At 71.9% G+C, this 22,952-nt stretch carries 11 protein-coding genes; 9 read left to right on the forward strand and 2 right to left on the reverse strand.

Features of this window, described 5'->3' with window-relative positions:
* Positions 1–10 precede the first annotated feature (10 nt).
* A complete protein-coding gene (locus ACF1G2_RS27265; protein WP_391800806.1) occupies positions 11–1,378 on the reverse strand; it encodes an MFS transporter in 1,368 nt (455 codons plus the stop codon).
* 628 nt (positions 1,379–2,006) lie between these two features.
* On the opposite strand from ACF1G2_RS27265, the gene ACF1G2_RS27270 reads away from it, so the two are divergent.
* The 9 genes from ACF1G2_RS27270 to ACF1G2_RS27310 all read left to right on the forward strand — a co-directional run bounded on the left by ACF1G2_RS27270 (position 2,007) and on the right by ACF1G2_RS27310 (position 11,160).
* Positions 2,007–3,719, forward strand: a complete 1,713-nt coding sequence (locus ACF1G2_RS27270; RefSeq protein ID WP_391800807.1) for an RNase A-like domain-containing protein — start codon at positions 2,007–2,009, stop codon at positions 3,717–3,719.
* Between the two features lies 1 nt (position 3,720).
* Positions 3,721–4,389: a hypothetical protein gene (locus ACF1G2_RS27275; RefSeq protein ID WP_391800808.1), complete on the forward strand. Its 669-nt coding sequence runs from the start codon at positions 3,721–3,723 to the stop codon at positions 4,387–4,389.
* Positions 4,390–4,417: 28 nt separating this feature from the next.
* Positions 4,418–4,828 carry a WXG100 family type VII secretion target gene (locus tag ACF1G2_RS27280; RefSeq protein ID WP_391800809.1) on the forward strand — a complete coding sequence of 137 codons (411 nt, stop codon included), beginning with the start codon at positions 4,418–4,420 and terminating at the stop codon, positions 4,826–4,828.
* 42 nt (positions 4,829–4,870) lie between these two features.
* Positions 4,871–5,173, forward strand: coding sequence for a WXG100 family type VII secretion target (locus tag ACF1G2_RS27285; protein ID WP_391800810.1), 303 nt, complete (start codon positions 4,871–4,873; stop codon positions 5,171–5,173).
* 1 nt (position 5,174) lies between these two features.
* Positions 5,175–5,534, forward strand: coding sequence for an RNase A-like domain-containing protein (locus tag ACF1G2_RS27290; RefSeq protein WP_391800811.1), 360 nt, complete (start codon positions 5,175–5,177; stop codon positions 5,532–5,534).
* A 9-nt stretch (positions 5,535–5,543) separates the two neighbouring features.
* Positions 5,544–6,182 (forward strand): contact-dependent growth inhibition system immunity protein, encoded by a 639-nt coding sequence (locus tag ACF1G2_RS27295; protein WP_391800812.1) that lies wholly within the window; start codon positions 5,544–5,546, stop codon positions 6,180–6,182.
* 356 nt (positions 6,183–6,538) lie between these two features.
* On the forward strand, positions 6,539–8,008 hold the full coding sequence (locus ACF1G2_RS27300; protein ID WP_391800813.1) for an aldehyde dehydrogenase family protein: 1,470 nt from the start codon (positions 6,539–6,541) through the stop codon (positions 8,006–8,008).
* Positions 8,005–9,552: an APC family permease gene (locus tag ACF1G2_RS27305; protein WP_391800814.1), complete on the forward strand. Its 1,548-nt coding sequence runs from the start codon at positions 8,005–8,007 to the stop codon at positions 9,550–9,552. Before ACF1G2_RS27300 ends, ACF1G2_RS27305 begins: the two co-directional genes overlap by 4 nt.
* A gap of 45 nt (positions 9,553–9,597) precedes the next feature.
* A complete protein-coding gene (locus ACF1G2_RS27310; RefSeq protein ID WP_391800815.1) occupies positions 9,598–11,160 on the forward strand; it encodes a GMC family oxidoreductase in 1,563 nt (520 codons plus the stop codon).
* Positions 11,161–11,260: 100 nt separating this feature from the next.
* On the opposite strand, the gene ACF1G2_RS27315 is transcribed toward ACF1G2_RS27310, so the two are convergent.
* The coding region (locus tag ACF1G2_RS27315) for an SDR family NAD(P)-dependent oxidoreductase (protein ID WP_391800816.1) at positions 11,261–22,952 on the reverse strand (11,692 nt) is incomplete at its 5' end.

A 22,952-nucleotide genomic window follows, 5' to 3' on the forward strand; every position in this document is an offset into this window, starting at 1 on the left:
GCTGCGGGGCTCAGGCGTCGGCGCGCACGGGGGCCGGGGCCTGGGCGGAGTCCTCGACCTCCGACAGATCGCGGTTCCGGGTCTCGCGGGCGCACGCGATCGCGACGACCGTGAGAAGCGCGGCGGCGATCACATAGAGGGAGATCGGGGTGGAGGAGCCGTAGTCGGAGAGCAGCGCGGTCGCGATCAGCGGCGCGGGCGCACCGGCGGCGACCGAGGAGAACTGCGCGCCGATGGAGGCACCCGAGTAGCGCATCCGGGTCGCGAACATCTCGGAGAAGAACGCGGCCTGCGGCGCGTACATCGCCCCGTGCAGGACCAGGCCGACGGTGACGGCGAGGAGCAGCGCACCGAAGGTGCCGGAGTCGATGAGCATGAAGAACGGGAACATCCAGGCGCCGACACCGACGGCGCCGATCAGGTAGACCGGCCGGCGGCCGATCCGGTCCGAGAGCGCGCCCCAGGCGGGGATCACGGCGAAGTGGACGGCGGAGGCGATGAGGACGGCGTTGAGCGCGGTCTGCTTGGAGAGGCCCACCTGGGTCGTCGCGTAGACGAGGATGAACGCGGTGATCACGTAGTACGAGATGTTCTCGGCCATGCGGGCGCCCATCGCGATCAGCACGTCCCGCCAGTGGTGCTTCAACACGGCGACCAGCGGCATCTTCTCGACCTGGCCGGCGGCCGCCTTGCGCTCCTCGGCGGCGGCCAGGGCGGCCTTGAACACGGGCGACTCGTCGACGGAGAGCCGGATCCACAGGCCGACGATCACGAGCACACCGGAGAGCAGGAACGGTACGCGCCAGCCCCATGACAGGAACGCGGCGTCGGAGAGCAGCGCGGTCAGCGCGGAGAGCACACCGGTCGCGAGCAGCTGCCCGGCGGGCGCCCCGGTCTGCGGCCACGAGGCCCAGAACCCGCGGCGCCGCGCGTCCCCGTGCTCCGAGACGAGGAGCACGGCCCCGCCCCACTCACCACCGAGCGCGAAGCCCTGCACCAGCCGGAGCGCGGTGAGCAGCAGGGGAGCGGCCGATCCGACGGTCGCGTGCGTCGGCAGCAGACCGATCGCGAACGTCGCCCCGCCCATCAGCAGCAGACTGAGGACGAGGAGCTTCTTCCGCCCGAGCCGGTCGCCGTAGTGCCCGAACACGAGGGCGCCGAGGGGCCGCGCGGCGAACCCGACGGCGTAGGTGAGGAAGGAGAGAAGGGTGCCGACGAGCGGGTCGGAGTCGGGGAAGAAGAGCTTGTTGAAGACCAGCGCGGCGGCGGATCCGTAGAGGAAGAAGTCGTACCACTCGATGGTGGTGCCGATGAGACTCGCGGCGACGATGCGCCTGAGATTCGACTCGGCGGGTGGAGCGGTCGCGGGGGAGGACATCGGCACCACTTCCTGGCGTGTGACGGGGACGTGTTCGTGTCGCCACACCGTAGAAACATGCAGGTCACCGGCGTATGTGGTGGGACACCATAGTTCAGGGGGCTGGGGTGCGCGCGGCCACCATGAGGGCGGTTTCGGGGGCTCCGTGACGGCTTCTGCGAGGCCGGGAAGAAGGCTGTCACTCGGTGCGCCGGGCGGTCGGTAGCGTCGTCTTTCCGTCAACTGTGCTGCTCAGCAAAAGGTTTGACGAGCCGTGATGTTAGTTTCGGGTCCAGGAAGACGGAGTCGGGGGACTCATGGTGCGGGGGCGGGGCAGGGGTGCGTACGCGTACCCAGGTGTGGCGAGCGCGGCGTGCGGAACGGGCATAACGGGCGGTACGCGCCGATGAGTACGCCCACACCGAGCCCGACCGGCACGGCGTCACCGAGTACCAGCCCGAGCCCGCAGCCCACCACGACACCCACGCCCGGTACGACACCGACGCCCGGCACGACGCACCTGCCGTCGCCGAGTCAGCCGTCGGACACGTCCAGCCCCCAGCCGACGCCGTCACCGAGCCCGAACGCGTCACCGACCCCGCCGACCTCCGGTCCGCCGCCCCAACTGCCTCCGTCGGCTCCGCCCTCGGTGACCAACCCGTGGACGGCCCCCGGCGGCTTCGACGTACAGCCGTTCCACCTGTACCAGGTGTCGGCGGCCCTCGCCGTCGAGCAGCAGTCGTTCCACAAGGCGCTCGTGCAGTTCCTCGACGTCCACGCCGGCTACTCCAAGGTCGGCGGATCCGGCACCGTCACAGCCGAGTTCGCCACCCAGTACGCCGCGGTCGTCACCCTCCTCCTGGAGGTGCACGGCAAGGCCGTGGTCGCTGTCGGCGGCGCGGCGGTCGGCTTCACCACCACGGCCAACAACTTCCGGCAGGCGGACGCGGCGACCCACCCGCTCAACCCGCCCTTCACACCACAGCCGCCCCCGCAGGTCATCACCGCCCCGCCGGCGTACCCGGCCCCGCCACCCTTCGGCGTGCGCGACGGCAACCCCGTCGACGACTTCGCCGACGTCTTCGACGGCGACATCCCCGGCTCCCTGATGCGCACCGTGATCGAGGAGGCGCTGCGCACCGGCCGCGCCCTGGAGATCCTGCCGCTCCCGAACTACTTCAGGGTCAACGAGCTCTCACAGGCCTGGCTGCCGTACCAGACGAACATCGGCACCATCCAGGGCCAGCTCACCGGCACCATCGACACCATCACGGACAATGCCAACGGGGACTGGCACGGGGCGATGCTGCAGTTCGTGTCGTCGCTGTGGGGCACGACAGCCTGGGGCAAGAGCACGGCCGGCTACGAGTGGGCGCACAAGCCGCCGACGGGCGCGGGCACGAGCCTTCCGGTCTTCGGCGTCCTCAGCACCACGGCCCAGATCCTGGCCCAGGCCGTCCGCTCGTACGCGGAGGCCGCGGAGAAGGTACGCACCGAGCTGCGCGAGATCTTGTACAAGGCCATCAAGGACGCCCTGGCAATCCTCGACGTCACCGACATCAAGAGCTTGGGGGACTTCGTCGAGCGCCTCAAGAAGATATGGAAGGGCCTGGGCGCGGCGGTACTCATCGCCATCGACACGGACGCGGTCAACGCGGCGGTCGACACCTACGAGACCGAGTTGCGGGCCCAGATCCAGAAGGTGAAAGCCCTGCTCGAACCCCTGCGCGAGGCCTCGCGCGCGGTACCGGCCTTCCAGTCGCAGTCGGCGCGGGCGGAGGCGTTCGGGGCACGCTCTCTGTTCGAGTTCGACCGCTCGATCGTCCCGCTCAACGAGCAGTCACGGGACCCGAACAACCGGTTCGGTATCGACCTCGCGTCGATGGAGTGGGAGACCAACCCCTACCAGGCCACCCCGAACGACCCGCTGAGGCCGGGGAAGGACGCCCACACGATCGACCGGCACGTCGGCCTCACCCCGGACCAGTTGCGGATGCGCGTACGGGACCAGGGCGTCGACGCCTCGGCCTTCCGGGACCTGCCCGCCGCCCAGAAGCACGTGCAGGCCGCACTCAACGACCCCGCCAACATCCGGACGATCGAAGACTGGATGGAGAAGCAGAAGCGAAGGGTGGCCAACGGGACGTTCAGCCCGGCCTCCTCGCCGGACATTCGTGCTTTCACCGTGAGGGACGCGAACGGGAACAATGTAGTGACGGGAGCCTCCGTCTCGCAGTCCGATTTCGCCTCCCATGGCTTCAACGCCCAGCCGACCCAGGTCCACAGTGTCAAGCTGGTCCTCAACTACTCGCCGGAGTCCGGGACGTTCTACGTCCGGACCGCCTTCCCCACGCCCCCGTAGCATGCGCCACGTGACCACGAAACACGAAGAGTTCCTCACCGAGGGCGCGGTGGGGCTTCTGCTGGACATCGCCGCCACGTCGCGCAACCCGGGGGCCGCGCCGCTGGAGGACGAACTCCAGCGGCTGTCCCGGTTCCTGCAAGACTCCAGGGCGATCACCGACGTGATGCCACTCGTGGCCTTGGCCTCGCTGCTCGACCTCCTCGCCGACGAGGTCGGCACGGAGGCTTTCGAGGCAAGGCCCGTCGTGTATCGCCAGAGGCTGGCGCGCGCGGCAGAAGACGATACGCCGGCGGACTTCCTGCGATCGCTGGCCGCGCTCGTCCGCGACAGCCAGCTCCGCTCCTACCCGGACATGACAGAATTGCCGCTCTCCTTCTGGGAGGCGCGCGGACGCTTCTCGCAGACATCGCACTTCCTCTCGTTGATGTTCTCGGGCGAGTACGACGACGTGGACGAGGCCCTGGAGGAGATCCTTACCAGCGAGCACCCGGAGGACTGCCATGAGCGACTCGGCAACCTCGCCGGCGAGCTGCAGCGCATCCTGTACCTGTTCCGCACCCCCGCCGAGTTGGACGCCGCCTTCGCCACCGTCATGCCCTATGTGACCCAGGCACGCGTCCGCCTCCTCCTCGACGCCGTCCACGCCCACTTCGCAGAACAGCACTGACCCCCCAACCCCGGAAGGAGCCTCCGTCATGCCCATCGAGCCGACCCTCGCCGTGTCGGACGAGGACCTGAAGCGTCTCGCCGACGACCTGGACGCCATTCGGACGCACATCGACGGGGTGGTGCGCCGGATGGACGCGCTCGTGGACCGGGCCGAGGCGCGGTGGCGCAGTGAGGCGGCGACGGCGTACCGGAAGCTGCATCGCGAGGCCGGGGCCGACGCCGTGCGGGTCCGGGAGATCCTGGGCGTGCTGGCGAACGCCGTCCGGATGAGCCGGGACGGGTTCACGCGCCAGGAGCTGGACATCCTGAGGGGGTTCCGGGCCGCGATGAGGAAGGTCGACATCGACGCCGAGGTACGCGAACTGTCCGGCGAGAGACCGAGCGGCGCGGGCCCGGCCGGCGGAGCGGCGCCGACCAGCAGGATCAACGACATCTGAAGGCGTACCTGAAACTGAAACAGTCGTGAGGCAGGGGGAAACGTGAACGACGACGGCTCGATATCCGTCGACGTGGTAGCGCTGCGCGAGATTGCAGGCGACCTCGAGGACATCGTGAAGAAGCTCAACGAGCGACTGAGCGTGCTGTACGACCGTACGGTGCCAGTCGTCCTCGCCTGGGAGGGTGAGGCCCGCGAAGTGTTCGTGGACGAACTCGACCGCTGGGACCGGCGGATGGAGGACCTGCAGGCCGCGCAGAAGTGGCTGCACGCCGTCGTCACCACCGGGCAGGCCAACTACTCCGCCGCCCAGCGGGCCACGCTGCGCGGCTGGGGCGGGGCGTGACATGACGACACCTCCCACACCTCCCGTACCCCCCGCGTCGCCCGTCCCGGCCCGCGCCGACCGCGCCGCGACGTACCCGGACCGGGTGACCGCCCAGTGGGCCACCCAGCAGGTGATCGCGCTGAACGAGCAGGTCATCCACCGCTGGCTCGCCCAGTCCACGCGGCAGCGGCTCGTGATCGAGGCCGCCTGGCCCTCGCGGCCCGATCCGGTGGGCACGCTGCTCACCACCGGGATGGCGCTGGCCGGCCAGGAGCCGATCCCGGTGCGCGCCGCCCGGGTCGTGCTCCGCCGGACCGTGTCCGGCGAGCCCGGCGCGTATCCCTTCACCGTGCACTCCTCCCTGCCCGTCGACCTGTAAGAGGCATGCGTGTCCCTGAACCCTGCCGAGCACGACCGCAAGTACGGCGAGCTCGACCAGGTCGTCCGCGCCCACCTCGGCCTCGGCCCGAACGCTCCCGACGCGGTGGCCGGCTATCTGAGGCAGACCTGGCGCACCCGGCCCTGGGCCATCGCCGTCGCGGCCGAGCAGCTACGCGTCTACGCCGACAATCCGCCGGGGCGGCTCCGGTTGCGGCTCGGCGAGTACTACCGGCTGCCCGACGTGGGGCTGCCGCCGGAGGAGATCCGGGACTGGCTCACGGGCCTCGCCGACCTGCTCGACGAGAGCCTGGCGACCGGCCAGGCGCCACCGCCTGCCGCGCCCACGACGCCCTGGGAGTGGCGGGCCCGCTTCCCCGAGCTGGCGCAACTGGTCGGCGGCTGGTTCACGCAGGACATGCCGGACGAGTTCGGCGACCACGAGGCCGCGCTCGCCGACTACCTGGCGGGCACCGACACGGGGCTCGTCGCCCAGCTGACGGGGGAGTTGCACGACCTCCTCGCTCTGGGCCTCGACGAGGACGGACTGGCCCTCGCGCTGGTGACGCTCGGCGCGGAGGTCGAACCCCCGGCACCCTTCACCCCCGGCGCCTGGCTCGCCAGCCTCGCCGTACACCTCCGCGGCTGACCCTCCGGAGGCGCCGCCGGACCACTTCCAGGCGATGAACGGGGACGTTTGCGTGTTTCCGCACCGTAGAAACACGCAGGTCACCGACGTATGTGGTGGGACACCATGGTTCTGTCGGCCAGAGCGCGCGGGACAACCATGGGGGCGGTGCCCGACCAAAGGGCCACGCCATCACCCACAAGGACGTCCGGACGCCTTGCGATCTCACGTACTGGCCGACGCCCGCCGGCGGGCCGACATCGCCGGTCGGGGCACCAGCCGCCCGCGCCTTCGTTCTGCGGGGTCGGCCAAGGCTCCTTAGTGTCTTGGGGTGGAGGACACAGACAGTGCCCGGCCCATCGACCCGGAGGTGCGCGATGCCGGAACTGTTCATCGGAGGCACCTGGGCCGCCGCTGCCGACGGTCGCACGCGGGAGATCCGCTGCCCGGCAGACGGCACCCTGGTCGCCACCGTGGACGAGGCCGGTCCCAAGGACGCGGCAGCGGCCGTCGCCGCCGCCCGCGAGGCGTTCGACCGGGGGCCGTGGCCCGCCACGCCCGCCGCGGAGCGGGGACGGCTGCTGGTGCGCGTGGCCGATCTGCTGGAACGTGACAAGGCGGCCTTCGCCCGCGCCGAGTCCCTGGACACGGGCAAGCGGCTCGTCGAGTCCGAGTACGACATGGACGACATCGCGGCCTGCTTCCGCTACTTCGGCAACCTGACCGCGTCGGGCGGCAACGACCGGATCGTCGCCACCGGCAACCCGGAGGCGGACAGCCGGGTGGTTCACGAACCGGTCGGAGTGTGCGCACTGATCACCCCATGGAACTATCCGTTGCTGCAGACCGCGTGGAAGGTCGCCCCGGCGCTCGGGGCGGGCAACACGTTCGTGCTGAAGCCGAGCGAACTGACCCCGCACACCGCGATCCTGCTGATGCGGCTGCTCACCGAGGCGGGGCTGCCGCCAGGGGTCGGAAATCTGATTCTGGGGACCGGCGCCGAGGCCGGCGCGCCGCTCACCGAGGATCCCCGGGTGGATCTGGTGTCGTTCACCGGTGGCCTGGCCACCGGACGCCGGATCATGGCGGCGGCGGCGCCCACGGTGAAGAAGGTCGCCCTGGAGCTCGGCGGCAAGAACCCGAACATCGTCTTCGCGGACGCGGACTTCGAGGCGGCTGTCGACCATGCGCTGATGGCCGTCTTCCTGCACTCCGGACAGGTCTGCTCGGCAGGCGCCCGGCTCCTCGTGGAGGACTCTCTGCACGACGCCTTCGTCGACGAGATCGTGACCCGCGCGCGGGCCATCCCGATGGGTGGCCCGTTCGACGAGAACGCGCGGACCGGCCCGCTGATCTCGGCGGCCCACCGCGACAAGGTGGAGGCCTACGTGGCCGCGGGCCTGGCCGAGGGCGCGGTGCTGCGCTGTGGCGGTGCACGGCCGACGGACCCGGAACTCGCCCACGGCTACTACTATCCGCCGACCGTGCTGGACGACTGCACGCCCGGGATGTCGGTGGTCCGGGACGAGTCGTTCGGCCCGGTGCTCACGGTCGAGCGGTTCGACAGCGAGGCCGAGGCCGTCGCGGTCGCCAACGACACCATGTACGGCCTCGCGGGTGCGGTCTGGTCGCAGGACACCGGCCGCGCACACCGGGTCGCGTCCCGGCTCCGGGCGGGCACGGTATGGATCAACGACTTCCACCCCTACGTACCGCAGGCGGAATGGGGCGGCATGAAGCAATCCGGTTTCGGCCGTGAACTGGGGCCGGCGGGACTCGCCGAATACCAGGAGACCAAGCACATCTGGCGCAATCTCGCCCCCAAGGCGCAGAGGTGGTTCGAGTGACCGCACAGCCGACAGGCCAGGAGCGGCCCGGCGCCGGCGACGGCGCCCCGCACGACGACGACTCGGTGACCGAACTCGGCTACCGGCCCGAACTGAAGCGCACGCTGGGCAACTTCCACACGTTCGCCGCGGGGATCAGCTACATCTCGATCCTCACCGGCACGTTCCAGCTGTTCTACTTCGGCATCGCCTTCGGCGGCCCGGCGTACTGGTGGTCGTGGCCGATGGTGTTCGTGGGCCAGCTGATGGTGGCCCTGTGCTTCTGCGAGCTGGCGGCGCGCTACCCCGTCGCGGGCTCCGTCTACAACTGGGCGAAGAAGATGGGCGGCCCGCACGTGGGCTGGCTCGGCGGCTGGATGATGATGACGGCCACCATGGTCACCCTGTCGGCCGTGGCACTGGCGTACCAGATCACGCTGCCGCAGATCGACCCCTGGTTCCAGTTCGTCGGCGACGGCAGCGGCAAGAACGACGCCGCGGCCAACGCGGTCCTGCTGGGCTCGGTGCTGATCCTCTTCTCCACGCTGGTCAACGCCTTCGGCGTACAGCTGATGGCGCGGATCAACTCGGCGGGTGTCTTCATCGAGCTCATCGCCGCCGTGGCTCTGATCATCTTCTTCGCCGCGCACATCACCCGTGGACCCGCCACGGTGCTCACCGACACCTACGGCCTGGGCAGCGGGGACCCGCTCGGCTACTTCGGGGCGTTCCTCACCGCGTCACTCGCGTCGGCGTACGTGATGTACGGCTTCGACACGGCCTCCTCGCTCGGCGAGGAGTCCCACAACCCGAGCCGGAACGCGCCGCGCGCGATTCTGCGGGCGCTCGTCGCGTCCTTCGTCCTCGGTGGTCTCATCCTGCTGTTCGCGCTGATGGCAGTGCCGGATCTGCAGGCCAAGGAGCTGAGCACGGGCGGCCTGCAGTACGTGGTGCTGGAGACGCTCGGGGCGACGATCGGCGAGATCTTCCTCTGGTGCGTGGTCGTGGCGATCACCGTGTGCGTGCTGGCCGTCCAGGCTGCGGGCATCCGGCTGATGTTCGCGATGGCACGGGACAACAACCTGCCCGCCGGATCGGTTCTCGCCAAGGTGAGCCCGCGCTTCCGGACCCCGGTGATCCCCGCCGTCGTGATCGGCGTGGTGGGTGTCGTCATCCTGGTCATCAACATCAACCAGCCGCAGATCTTCTCGGTGATCACCAGCATCGCGATCATCATGATCTACGTGGCGTACCTGCTGGTCACCGTCCCGATGCTGATCCAGCGCCTGCGGGGGAAGTGGAAGCCCCGTGAGGGAGCCTTCTCGCTCGGCCGCTTCGGACTGCCGATCAACATCCTGGCGGTGCTGTGGGGTGCCGCCATGTCCCTGAACCTGGCCTGGCCCCGTGCCGACGTCTACAACGCGACCGGGCCCCAGCACTGGTACCTGCGCTGGGGTGCGTTCCTGTTCGTCGGCATCGTGGCGCTCGGCGGCTTCGCCTACTACTGGTTCGTGCAGCGGCACCGCACCGGCGTGCTGGCCGAACACCGCGCAGACGTCTCCTGATCCGCGCTCCCTCCCCCCACGGGGACATCTCGTACTGGAGAGACCATGCCCGCACAGCCCTCTGAGCCCGAGTTCGACTATGTAGTGGTCGGCGGCGGCACCGCCGGGGCCGTCGTCGCGGCCCGCCTGTCGGAGGATCCCGGCGTGAGCGTCTGCGTGCTGGAGGCGGGCCCCTCCGACGAGGGCGACGAGAACATCCTGAGGCTGGACCGGTGGATGGCGCTGCTGGAGTCCGGCTACGACTGGGACTACCCGGTGGAGCCACAGGAGAACGGCAACAGCTTCATGCGCCACGCCCGGGCCAAGGTGCTCGGCGGTTGCTCGTCCCACAACTCGTGCATCGCCTTCTGGGCGCCGGCCGAGGACCTCGACGAGTGGGGCACGATGGGGTGCTCGGGCTGGAGCGCGGCCGACTGCTTCCCGTTGTACCAACGGCTGGAGACCAACGACGGCTCCGGCGACCACCATGGCCGCTCCGGTCCCGTGACGATCCGCTCGGTGCCGCCCCGGGACCCGTGCGGCCGGGCGCTGCTGGCGGCCTGTGCGGCGAGCGGCATCCCGACGACGCCGTTCAACTCCGGCCGCACCGTGGTGCGCGGAGCGAACTGGTTCCAGATCAACTGCCGCGAGGACGGGACCCGTTCGTCCGCCTCGGTGTCGTACCTGCATCCCGTGATGGGCAAGCGGCCCCATCTGGAGGTACGCACCGGGGTGCAGGCGAGGCGGTTGCTCTTCGACGGCACGCGCTGCACGGGTGTGGAGTACCTGCAGCCGGACGCCGTGCACGTCGCCTCCGTACGGGCGCGGCGCGAGGTGATCGTCTGCTGCGGGGCGATCGACTCGCCGAAGCTGCTGATGCTGTCGGGAATCGGGCCCGCCGCCCATCTGCGCGACAACGGCGTGGACGTACGAGTGGACTCGCCCGGCGTCGGCTCGCATCTCCAGGACCATCCCGAGGGGGTGATCATGTGGGAGGCGCAGCAGCCCATGGTCACCTCGTCCACGCAGTGGTGGGAGATCGGGATCTTCGTGGACACCGAGCCGGGGCTCGACCGGCCGGATCTGATGTTCCACTACGGTTCGGTCCCGTTCGACATGAACACCTACCGTCGCGGCTACCCGACCACCGACAACGCGTTCTGTCTCACGCCGAACGTCACGCGTGCCCGCTCGGAGGGCACGGTCCGGCTGCGCAGCCGGGACTTCCGGGACAAGCCGAAGGTCGACCCGCGCTACTTCACCCACGAGCACGACATCCGGGTGATGATCCACGGGCTGCGGCTCGCGCGGGAGATCGCGGCGCAGGCGCCGCTCGCCGACTGGAAGGGTGCGGAGCTGGCGCCCGGACCGGACGCCACGACCGACGAGGAGCTGTTCTCCTACATCCGCCAGACGCACAACACGGTCTACCACCCGGCGGGCACCGTGCGGATGGGTGCCGAGCGTGACTCCGCCTCCCCCCTCGACCCGCAGCTGCGGGTCAAGGGGGTGCAGGGGCTGCGGGTGGCGGACGCCTCGGTCATGCCGTTCCTGCCCGCGGTCAATCCGTGCATCACCACGATGATGATCGGCGAGAAGTGCTCGGACATGATCCGGGCCGGACGGTGATCGCACCCTGGGAACGGTGACGGTCCGGGAAAGGGTGGTCACCCGGGGCGGTGTGACGCCTCGGGTGACCACCCTGGGGGCCTTCTTTTCAGACGGGCCGCTATTCGGGGCGGTCGAGGAGTGCGAAGAGTTCCTCGTCCGTGGCGTCGTCGAGGTCCGTCATGGGGTGGGTTTCGGGGGCGGTGTGGTGTTCCGTGGCGTGGAGGAGCTGTTTGAGGTGCTCCGCGACCGTGGCGCGGGCCGGGCTGTCGGGGGCGAGGGCGTCGATGAGCGCCCTGGTGTCGTCGAAGGTCGCGAGGAGGGGTTCCAACGAGGGTGTCGCGGGCGTCGTGCCGGGTTCCGGCTCCGGCACGATCAGGGTGGTCAGATGGCGGGCGAGAGCCTGCGGGTTGGGGTGGTCGAAGACGAGCGTGGTGGGCAGGCGCAGACCGGTGGCGGTGTTGAGCTTGTTGCGGAGCTCGACCGCGGTCAGCGAGTCGAAGCCGAGGTCCTGGAAGGACCTTTCGGGATCGATCGTGGTCTGAGCGTCGTGACCCAGGACGTCGGCGACGTGGGTGTGGATCAGGCCGGCTAGCGCCTGTTCGCGTGCGACGGGGTCGAGAGCGGCGAGTCGCCGGGGCAGGTCGGTCGTCTGCTGTGCGCCACCGGCGGTCCTGCGTTGCCGGGGTGCGGGCGCGATGCCGCGGAGCAGGGGGTGTGTCTGGCCGGCCTTGCGGCGCAGTGCCGCGGCGTCGACCCCGGTGGCGGCGAGCAGCGGCTGCCCGCCGGCCAGGGCCGCGTCGAACAGGGTCATGGCGTGGTCGGTGGGCAGCGGGGTGAGGCCCAGGCCGGCGAGGCGACGGAGGTCGTTGTCGTCGAGCGCCCCGCTGATGGTGCTCGACTCCTCCCACAACCCCCAGGCGAGGGACGTGCCGGGCAGCCCCTCCGCCTGGCGGTGCGCGGCGAGTGCGTCGAGGAAGGTGTTGCCCGCGGCGTAGTTGGCCTGCCCCGCGTTGCCGATCAGCCCGGCGATCGATGAGTACATGACGAACGCGGTCAGATCGGTGCCACGGGTGAGCTCATGGAGGTTCCACGCGGCGTCGATCTTCGGGCGGACGACGGCGTCGAGCCGCTCGGGGGTGAGCCTGCCGATGACGGTGTCGTCGAGCACGCCCGCCGTGTGGACGACGGCCCGCAGGGGTGTGCTGAGGCCTGCCAGCGTACGGGCGAGTGCCTGGCGGTCGGCCGCGTCGCAGGCCGCGAAGGTGACCGTGGCGCCCAGTTCCTCCAGCTCACCACGGAGTTCGGCGGCCCCCGGCGCCTGCTCGCCGCGCCGGCTGAGCAGCAGCAGCGTCCGGGCCCGGTGCTCGGTGACCAGATGCCGGGCCAGGATCCGGCCGAGGGTGCCCGTCGCGCCGGTGATCAGCACGGTGCCGTCGTCCCAGCGTCCGGGTCCCTCGTCCGCCACCGTTCCGGCACCGTCAGGGGTGGCCGTACGTGCGAGGAGGGGCTTGAGGATCCGTCCCGCGCGCAGAGCGGCCTGGTGCTCACCGGTGCCGACCACCTGGGACACCAGCCGGGTGTGCGCCGGGTCCTCGGGGTCGAGGTCGGTGTCGACGAGGACGATCCGCCCCGGGTTCTCGGTCTGCGCCACACGCAGCAGACCCCAGAGCGCCGCGTGCACCAGATCCGGCACCCCCTCGCCCTCTCCGGCGGCCACGGCACCGCGCGTGACGACCACCAGCCGCGAGGAGGCCAGCCGGTCGTCGGCCAGGAACTGCTGGACGCGCTCCAGCACCCGGCACAGCTCGACCCTGGCCAGCGCGGCGATGGCCTCACCGTGGGCCTGCCCCGGTTCGGCGCTCAGCGACCACGCCACGGTCCGCGCACCGGCGCGGGCCAGCGCGTCCAGATCGGCATGGGCCTGGATCCGCCCCGCGGGCCACGTTCCCCAGGCGGCCCACCCCGAGAAGTCCTCCACGGTGCTGTCCGGGGCGAGGTCACGAGCCGGGATCTCGGACCAGGTGACGGAGAACAGCCCGTCACGGCCCGTATCGGCCGCCCGCAGGGCCTCCGGCGACAGCGGTCGCAGCGCCAGGGACTCCACCGACATGACCGGTGCGCCCTGCTGGTCCGCCACCGTCAGCGACACCACGTCGGGCTCGTTCTCGGAGCGCGCGATGCGCACCCGCAGGACCGACGCGCCCACGGCGTGCAGCCGTACGTTCGACCAGGAGAACGGGAGGACGGGCGCGCCCTCGTCGTCGACGACCCCCGGCAGCAACGGGTGCAGCGCCGCGTCCAGCAACGCCGGGTGGAGGAGGAACCGGCCCGCCTGATCGGCCATGCCGTCGGGCAGCGCCACCTCGGCGAAGAGTTCGCCCGTGCCGCGCCACAGCCGGCGCAGCCCCCGGAACGCGGGTCCGTACGCGTACTCCCCGGCCGCCAGCCGCTCGTACACGCCGTCGAGACCGACCTCCGTCGCGCCCGTCGGCGGCCAGATCGGCAGCCCCGCCTCGGCGTCACCGCGGTCGGTGGCGTCGTCCGGTTCCGGAGTCATGGTGCCGTGGGCGTGGAGCAGCCAGTCACCGTCGTCGACGCGGGAGTGGATCTCGACGGCGCGCCGTCCCGTGGGGTCGGGCGCCGCGGCGATCACCTGCAGCTGTACAGCACCTGTCCGGGGCAGCGTCAGTGGCGCGGTGAGCGTCAGCTCCTCCAGAACGGCGGCACCGGTCTGCTCGCCCGCCCGGGTGCACAGTTCGAGGAGTCCGGTCGCGGGCAGGAGCACCGTTCCGGAGACCGCGTGGTCGGCGAGCCACGGATGCGTACGCAGGGACAGCCGCCCCGTGAGTACGGTCTCGTCGCGGCCGGCCATGGTGACGGCGGCACCGAGGAGCGGGTGCCGCACCGTGCTCAGCCCCAGCCCGTCTGCGTCCGACGCGGAGGCCGGCGTGTCGAGCCAGTACCGCCGGTGCTGGAAGGCGTACGAGGGAAGCGGAACGCGCCGGGCGGAGGGGAGCGCGGCGCCCCAGTCCGGTCGGGCGCCGGCGAGGTGGAGCCGGGCGAGCGCGCCGGTGACGGTCTCGGTCTCGGACCGGCCCTTGCGCAGCGCAGGTACCACGACGGCGGCCTCGGCGGCCGTGGCCGCCTCGCCTTCCTCGTCCGCCAGCGTGTTCCGGACGAGAGAGGTCAGGACGCCGTCGGGGCCGAGCTCGACGAACCGGGTGACACCCTGGGCGGCGAGATGCCGTACGCCGTCGTGGAAGCGCACGGCCTGGCGGATGTGACGGGCCCAGTAGTCGGGCGAGGTCAGTTCCTCGTCCGTGGCCAGAGTGCCGGTCACGTTGGACACGACGGGGATCCGCGGCGGGTGGAACGACAGCCCGGCGGCGATCTCCCGGAACTCCTCCAGCACCCCGTCCATGTGGGCGGAGTGGAAGGCGTGGCTGACCGTCAGCCGCCTGGTCCGTACGCCCCTGTCGCGCCAGAGCGCCACCTGCTCCTCGACCGCCGCGGCATCGCCGGAGACGACGACGGCCCGGGGCCCGTTGACGCCTGCGATGTCGACCGTGCCGGTGCTGCCGCCCGGGCGGGCGAGCAGCGCTTCGCGCACGTCCTCCTCGCTCGCCTCGATCGCGGCCATCGCACCGCCCTCGGGGGCGGACTGCATCAGGCGTCCCCGTTCGGCGACCAGCACGGCCGCGTCGGCGAGGTCCAGGACGCCGGCGACGTGCGCCGCCGTCACCTCGCCGATCGAGTGGCCCAGGAGGTAGTCGGGGCGCACTCCGTGGTGCTCGAACCAGCGGAACAGCGCCACCTCGACGGCGAACAGCGCCGCCTGTGTGAAAGCGGTCTGATCGATGAGCGCGGCGTCCGCCGTGTTCTCGCGGGCGAACAGCACATCCTTGACCGGGCGCATCAGTTCGGCATCGAGGTGCGCGGCCACATCGTCGAGGGCGGCGGCGAACACCGGTGACGACGCGTACAACTCACGTCCCATGGACAGGCGTTGACTGCCCTGCCCGGTGAAGAGGAACGCCGTCTTCCCGTCGGTCTCGCGGCCCCGCACGATACGGGGCGAGGACCCGCCCTCGGCGAGGACGTCGAGCCCTTCGAGGAGCGCCCCGCGCCCGGAGCCCACGACGGCGGCGCCGAGTTCCATGGCGGCCCGGGTGCCGACGAGCGAGAAGGCCACGTCGGCGGGGCCGAGTTCGGGATGCCGGGTCAGGTGTCCGTGCAGACGGCGCGCCTGGGCCCTCAGCGCGTCCTCACCGCGCGCCGTCAGGATCCACGGCACCACGATGTCGGCGTCGGCGGAGACAGGTGCACTCACCGGCACCGGCACCGGCGCCTGCACCGGCGCCTGCACCGGCGCCTGCACCGGCACCGGCGCCTGCACCGGCGTCGCGGGAGCCTGCTCGATGATCACGTGGGCGTTGGTGCCGCTGATCCCGAAGGACGAGACGCCGGCCCGGCGAGGCCGGCCGGGGTGGGGCCAGGAGCGGGCCTCGGTGAGCAGTTCCACCGAACCCGACTCCCAGTCGATGTGCCGCGACGGCTCGTCCACGTGCAGGGTGCGGGGCAGCACCTCGTGCCGCATCGCCTCGATCATCTTGATGATCCCGCCGACCCCGGCCGCCGCCTGGGCGTGACCGATGTTCGACTTCAGGGAGCCGAGCCAGAGGGGACGGTCGTCGCCCGCACGCTCCTGCCCGTAGGTGTTGAGCAGCGCCTGCGCCTCGATGGGGTCGCCCAGGGTGGTGCCCGTGCCATGCGCCTCCACCGCGTCCACGTCGGCCGGACCGAGCCCCGCGTTGGTCAGGGCCTGACGTATCACCCGCTCCTGCGACGGACCGTTGGGCGCGGTCAGGCCGTTGCTCGCGCCGTCCTGGTTCACGGCCGTACCCCGTACGACGGCCAGCACCTGGTGGCCCTTGCGGCGGGCGTCGGAAAGCCGCTCCACGAGCAGGACGCCGACGCCCTCGGACCAGCCGGTGCCGTCGGCCGATGCGGCGAACGCCTTGCACCGCCCGTCCGCCGAAAGACCGCGCTGACGTGAGAACTCCACGAACGTCGTCGGCTGCGCCATCACCGTCACACCGCCGGCCAGGGCGAGATCGCACTCACCGGAGCGCAGCGCGTTCGCGGCCAGGTGCAGCGCGACCAGGGACGACGAGCACGCGGTGTCGACCGTGACGGCGGGACCCTCCAGACCGTAGGTGTACGCGACCCGGCCCGACAGCACACTGGACAGGTTCCCCGCCAGGAGGAAGCCCTCGAACTCGCCGGGCGCCGCATTGGCACGCACCGGATAGTCGTCGTACATCGCACCCGTGAAGACCCCCGTGGAGGTGCCGCGCACGCTGCCCGGGTCGATGCCCGCGCTCTCGAAGGCCTCCCAGGTCGTCTCCAGAAGCAGACGCTGCTGGGGGTCGGTGGCGGTGGCCTCGCGCGGCGACATCCCGAAGAACCCGGCGTCGAACAGGCCGGCGTCGTACAGGAATCCGCCGTTGCGGGTGTAGCTCGTGCCGGCCTGCTCCGGATCGGGGTCGTACAGTCCCTCCACGTCCCAGCCCCGGTTCGTCGGGAACTCGCCGACCGCGTCGACCCCTTCGGAGACGAGGCGCCACAGGTCCTCCGGCGAGGACACCCCGCCGGGATAGCGGCACGCCATGCCCACGATCGCGATCGGCTCGTCCGCCCGGCTCGTGGTCCGGGCCGGTGCGGCCGCGGGTGCCTTCTCGGCCACGACACGGCTGAGCAGGTACGAGGCGAGTGCGCTGGGCGCGGGGTGGTCGAAGACGAGGGTGGAAGGCAGGCGCAGGCCCGTGGCCGCGTTGAGCCGGTTACGGAGTTCGACGGCGGCCATCGAGTCGAAGCCGATGTCGTTGAAGGCCCGGTCGGGGGCGATGGATCCGGCCCCCGCATGACCGAGCACGGCGGCGACCTTGCCGCGCACGAGGTCGAGGACGGCCTCCTTCTGCTTGTCGGCGCTCAGCGCGGAGATCTGGCCCGCCCAGGCCGACTGGTCGGTCCCGGCCTTCGCGGTCTTCGCGGCGCCGGCGGTCCGGCGGGCGCGCGCGGGAACCAGCCCACGCAGGACCGCCGGTACCGGCCCGGCGGTGAGGCGAGCGGGCCGCAGGGCGAGGGGGGCGAGCAGCGGCTCCGGGCGCCGCAGCGCCGCGTCGAACAGGGCCAGTCCCTGCTCGGGGGTGAGGGGCGGCAGACCGGCGCGCTCCCAGCGGGCCACCTCGGCCTCGGTGAGGGTCGAGCCCATGCCGTGGGTCGCGTCCCACAGCCCCCACGCCAGCGACGTCGCCGGTAGGCCGAGCGCGTGACGGTGCTGGGCGAGTGCGTCCAGATAGGCGTTGGCGGCTGCGTAGTTGGCCTGCCCGGCGGTGCCGATGAGGCCGGAGACGGAGGAGAAGAGCACAAAGGCCCGCAGGTCGAGCCCCTGGGTGAGTTCGTGCAGGTGACGCGCGGCGTCAGCCTTCGGCCGCAGTACGCCCTCCAGTCGGTCCGCGGTCAGCGACAGCACGGTCGCGTCGTCGAGGACGCCCGCCGTGTGGACGACGGCGGTCAGCGGACGGGCCGCGTCGATTGTGTCGAGCAGGGCCGCCACGGCCGCCCGGTCGGAGACGTCGGCGGCCTCGATCCGTACCGTGGCACCGGCCTCGGCGAGCCGGTCGGCAAGTTCGGTCGCGCCCGGGGCCGCAGCGCCCCGACGGCTCGTCAGAAGCAGGTGACGTACACCGTGTTCGGCGACCAGGTGGTGGGCGAGCAGTGCGCCGAGCCCACCGGTGCCGCCGGTGACGAGGACCGTACCCTCCGGGTCGAGCGCGGTCGGCGCCTGCTCCGGAGCCCGGCCGCCGACCGGCGTGAGCCGGGGAACCCGCAAGGCACCTTCACGTACGGCCATTTGGGGCTCGTCGGTGGCGAGTGCGGTGGCGAGTGCGGTGGCGAGCAGATCGTCGGCGTCGGTGTCGCTCGCCCGGTCGCTTTCCCCGTCGCTCTCCCGGTGGCGCTCTCCGTCGACGAGTACGAGACGGTCGGGATGCTCGGACTGCACCGACCGGATCAGACCCCAGACGAGGGCGGACTCGGGGTCGGCGACGTCCTTGCCGGGCAGCGCGGCGACGGCCTGTGAGGTGACCACGGCCAGTCGCGCCTCCGCGAACCGCTCGTCGGCCAGGAACTCCTGCACGAGGCGCAGAACACGCGCGCCTGCCGAGTGCCGCGTGTCCGGCCCGCCCCTGGAAGAGGAGGCCGGGCAGCGTACGACGATCACGTCGGCCGACTCCACGTCGGCGAGACTCTCGCCGGCCTCGGCCAGGACGATTTCCGTCCCCGGCCCCGAGACGGCGAGTACGGGCCAGCGCAGCTCGTACAGAGCGCCGCCCTCCGACCGCGTCGCCCTCGCCAGCTTCTCCCTCTCCACCGGGCGCAGGGCCAGCGACTCGACCACGGCGACCGGCGCGCCCGCGGCGTCCGCGAGCGTCAGGCCGTAGGTGCCGGAGCCGGGCGCGTGCGGGTGGATGCCGACGCGCAGTTCGGGGGCTCCCGCGGCGTGCAGGGTGACGCCCGAGACGGAGAAGGGCAGCCGGATGGTCCCGTCGTCGTCGCCGTCGGGTGCGGCGTCCAGGACGAGGGGGTGCAGGGCCGCGTCGAGCAAGGCCGGATGCAGGGCGAAGCCCGCCGCGGCCTCCGCCCCTGCGGGCAGCGACACCTCGGCGTACAGGTCCTCGCCCGCGCGCCAGAGCGCGGTCAGGCCCTGGAAGGCGGGCCCGTAGCCGTAGCCGAGCGAGGCCAGCCGCTCGTACACGTCCTCGATCGGCACGGCGGTCGCCCCGGCGGGCGGCCACTCGGTCGGGTACGCGGACGCGTCCGCGTCCGTCGTGGCCGGAGCGAGCGCGCCGACGGCGTGCCGAGTCCACGCGCGCGTGGACTCGCCGTCGCCCTCGGGGCCCGCGTGGACGGTGACAGGGCGCACACCGCCGTCCTCGGCGGGGCCGACGGTCACCTGGACGCGGACCGCCTCGCCCTGGGTGAGGACGAGCGGCGCCTCCAGGGTGAGATCCTCCACCCGGTGCAGCCCGAGGTGCTCGCCGGCAGCGGCGGCCAGTTCGAGGAACGCCGTCGCCGGCAGCAGGACGGAGTCGCCGATGGTGTGGTCGGCCAGCCACGGCTGACCGTTCAGGGAAAGTCGGCCCGCGAGCACGGTGTGGTCGCGTTCGGCGAGGTCGACGGCGGTGGCGAGCAGCGGATGACCGGCGGCGTCGAGGCCCAGGCTGCGCGCGTCGGTCTGCGGACGCGATGCCAGCCAGAAGTGCTCGCGGCCGAACGCGTACGTCGGCAGGTCGACGAGGTCCCCGCCGGGGAAGAACGTCGCCGCGTCCAGCGCCGCACCCGCGGTGTGCGCGCGGGCCACCCCCTCGGCCACGGTCTCCGCCTCGGGCCGCCCGGAGCGCATCAGCGCCACCGCGGTGGCCCCGTCGAGGGTCTGGTGGGTGAGCGACGTGAGGACGGCGTCGGGGCCGACCTCGACGTACGTGGTGACGCCCTGGCTGTCGAGCGTGCGGAGGGCGTCGGTGAAGCGGACGGTGGTGCGGATGTGGTGGGTCCAGTAGTCGGCGGAGGTGAGTTGGTCGGTCGTGGCGAGCTCGCCGGTGGCCGTCGACACGACGGGGACGGTCGGGGGCCGGTAGGTGAGCGAGGCGGCGACCTCGCGGAACTCGTCGAGGATGCCGTCCATGTGGGGGGAGTGGAAGGCGTGGCTGACGGTGAGCCGGGTGGTCTTCCGCCCTTGCTCGGCCAGGCGCCGGGCTATGGCGGTGACGGTGTCCTCGTCGCCGGAGATCACAGTGGAGGTGGGGGAGTTGAGCGCGGCGACGGCCGCCTTGTCCTGCAGGCCGACGAGGAGAGGGGTGACGTCGTCCTCGCCCGCCTGGACGGCGATCATGGCGCCGCCGGGCGTGGCCGCCTGCATGAGGCGGGCCCGGGCGGCGACGAGCGCGGCCGCGTCGGCGAGGCCGAGGACTCCCGCCACGTGAGCGGCGGTGAGTTCGCCGATGGAGTGGCCGGCCAAGACGTCAGGGGCGAGCCCGTGGTGGGCGAGCAAGCGGTACAGGGCCGTTTCGACGGCGAAGAGGGCGGGCTGTGTGTACGCGGTCCGATGCAGGAGACCCGCTCGCTCGGTGTCCGGCTCGGCGAACAGGACGCTCTTGAGCGGGTGTTCGAGGTGCGCGGTGAAGGCGTCGCAGGCTGCGTCCAGTGCGGCGGCGAAGACGGGTGAGGAGCCGTACAGTTCCCGGCCCATACCCAGCCGCTGCGACCCCTGGCCGGTGAAGAGGAACGCCGTACGGCCCGCGTTCGCCGCGCTCCCGGTGATCACCTTCTGGTGATCGCGGGCCTCCGCGAGTGCCTCCAGGGCTTCGAGACGGTCCTCGACGCCCCGGCCGAGGACCGCGGCCCGCTCCTCGAAGACCGTCCGCGTCACCGCCAGGGACCGCCCCACGGCGACGGGGTCCGCCGCACCGGCACGCAGGTGGTCCCGCAGCCGCGCCGCCTGCGCGCGCAACGCCCGCCCGTCCCGACCGGACAGGACCCACGGCGCGGGGAACACGGGCTCCGTGCGGGCGGCGACGCCCTGCGAGGCCGGGGACTCCGGCGGCGCGGCTTCGGACTCGGGCGCTCCGGAACGGGCTGCGGACCCGGCCTGGGCCCGCGGGCCGGCTACGGCACGCGCGTCGGCTCCGTGCCCGGTTGCGGCCGCGGGCTCGACCCGGGAAGCGGTCGTCGGGTCGTACTCGACGACGACATGGGCGTTGGTGCCGCTGATCCCGAACGAGGAGACGGCCGCGCGCCGCGGCCGGTCGACATCCGGCCACTGCCGCTCCTCGGTGAGGAGTTCGACCGCCCCCGCCGACCAGTCGACCATCGGCGTCGGCTCGTCGACATGGAGCGTCCTGGGCAGGACGCCGTGCCGCATGGCCTCGATCATCTTGATGACCCCGCCGACACCCGCAGCCGCCTGCGCGTGCCCGATGTTGGACTTCAGCGACCCCAGATAGACGGGAGCCCCGTCCCCACGCCCGGTGCCGTACGTCGCCATCAGCGCCTCGGCCTCGATCGGGTCACCGAGCCGGGTGCCCGTGCCGTGCGCCTCCACGGCGTCGACGTCGGTCGGGGCGAGGCCCGCGTCGGCCAGCGCCTGCCGGATGACGCTCTGCTGGGCGAGACCGCTCGGCGCGGTCAGGCCGTTGCTGGCACCGTCCTGGTTGATCGCCGAGCCGCGCAGCACGGCCAGTACGGTGTGCCCGTTGCGTCGGGCGTCCGACAGGCGTTCCAGGAGGAGCAGCCCGACGCCTTCGGACCAGCCGGTACCGTCCGCGCCGGCCGCGAAGGACTTGCAGCGGCCGTCCGGCGCGAGACCGCGCTGACGCGAGAACTCCACGAACATGCCGGGCGACGACATCACGGTGACGCCTCCGGCCAGGGCGAGGTTCGTCTCGCCGCTGCGCAGCGAGCGGATCGCCAGATGCAGGGCGACCAGGGACGACGAGCAGGCCGTGTCGGCGGTCACCGCCGGCCCGAGCAGCCCCAGCTGGTACGCGATCCGCCCCGACAGCACGCTCGTGGTGGAGCCGGTGAGCACGTTGCCCTGCACGGACGCGGGCGCGTCCTGCATCCGGGGCCCGTACTCCAGTGCGGTGGCGCCGACGAAGACTCCGGTACGCGTGCCCCGCAGCGACTCGGGGAGGAGCCGCGCGCGTTCCACGGCCTCCCACGACGTCTCCAGGAGCAGCCGCTGCTGAGGGTCCATGGCAAGAGCCTCACGCGGCGAGATCCCGAAGAACGCCGGGTCGAACTCGCCCGCATCGTGCAGGAATCCGCCGTGCCGGACCGAGCTCTTGCCCTGGCGCCCGGAATCCGGGTCGTACAGGTCCTCGGCCCAGCCACGGTTCGTCGGGAACGCGGAGATGGCATCGCCTCCCTCGGACACCAGGCGCCACAGGGACTCGGGCGAGGCCACACCGCCGGGGAAGCGGCAGGCCATGGAGATGACGGCGATGGGATCGCCGCCGTCGGCCGTCACGGCCGTGTCGTCGTCGACCACGCCCGCGCCGAGCAGCTCGCTCTCCACGAACCGGGTGAGCGCCTCGGGCGTCGGGTGGTCGAAGAGCAGCCCCGTCGGCAGCCGCAGCCCGGTGGTGGCCGCCAGGGCGGACCGCAGCTCGGTGGCCATCAGGGAGCTGAACCCGAGCTTCTGGAACGCGGTGTGCCGCTCGATGCGCTCTCCGGGCCCGTACTCCAGTACGGCCGCGATGTGCTCGTCGACCAGCTCGGCCACGGCCTGCCTGCGAGCAGGCTCCGACAGCTCCCCAAGCCGCGCCCGCCACGCGCCACGCGGATCTCCGGCCGCCTGGCCGACGGTCTCGACCAGGGACTCGTCCATGCCCGTGTGCCGTACCTCACCCGGCTGGGCTGCCCGCGCCTTGGGCGCACGTGCCGCGCCGTCCAGCCAGTACCGCCTGCGCTGGAAGGCGTACGTCGGAAGATCGACGCGCCGCGCGCCCATGCCCCCGTACAGGGTCGTCCAGTCGACGTCGGCGCCGCGCACGTACGCGGCCGCCAGTGCGGTGAGCAGCGTCCGGGGCTCGTCCCGCCCGCGGCGCAGGGTCGGCGCGCTCGTGACCTCGGGATCGTCGAGGGTGTCGTGGACGAGGGTGGTGAGGGTGGTGTCGGGGCCGATTTCGAGGTAGGTGGTGGTGTTGTGGGTGTGGAGGGTGTGGAGGGTGTCGGTGAAGCGGACG

Origin of the sequence: Streptomyces sp. NPDC013457 (assembly GCF_043089925.1) — a bacterium.
GTDB lineage: Bacteria > Actinomycetota > Actinomycetes > Streptomycetales > Streptomycetaceae > Streptomyces.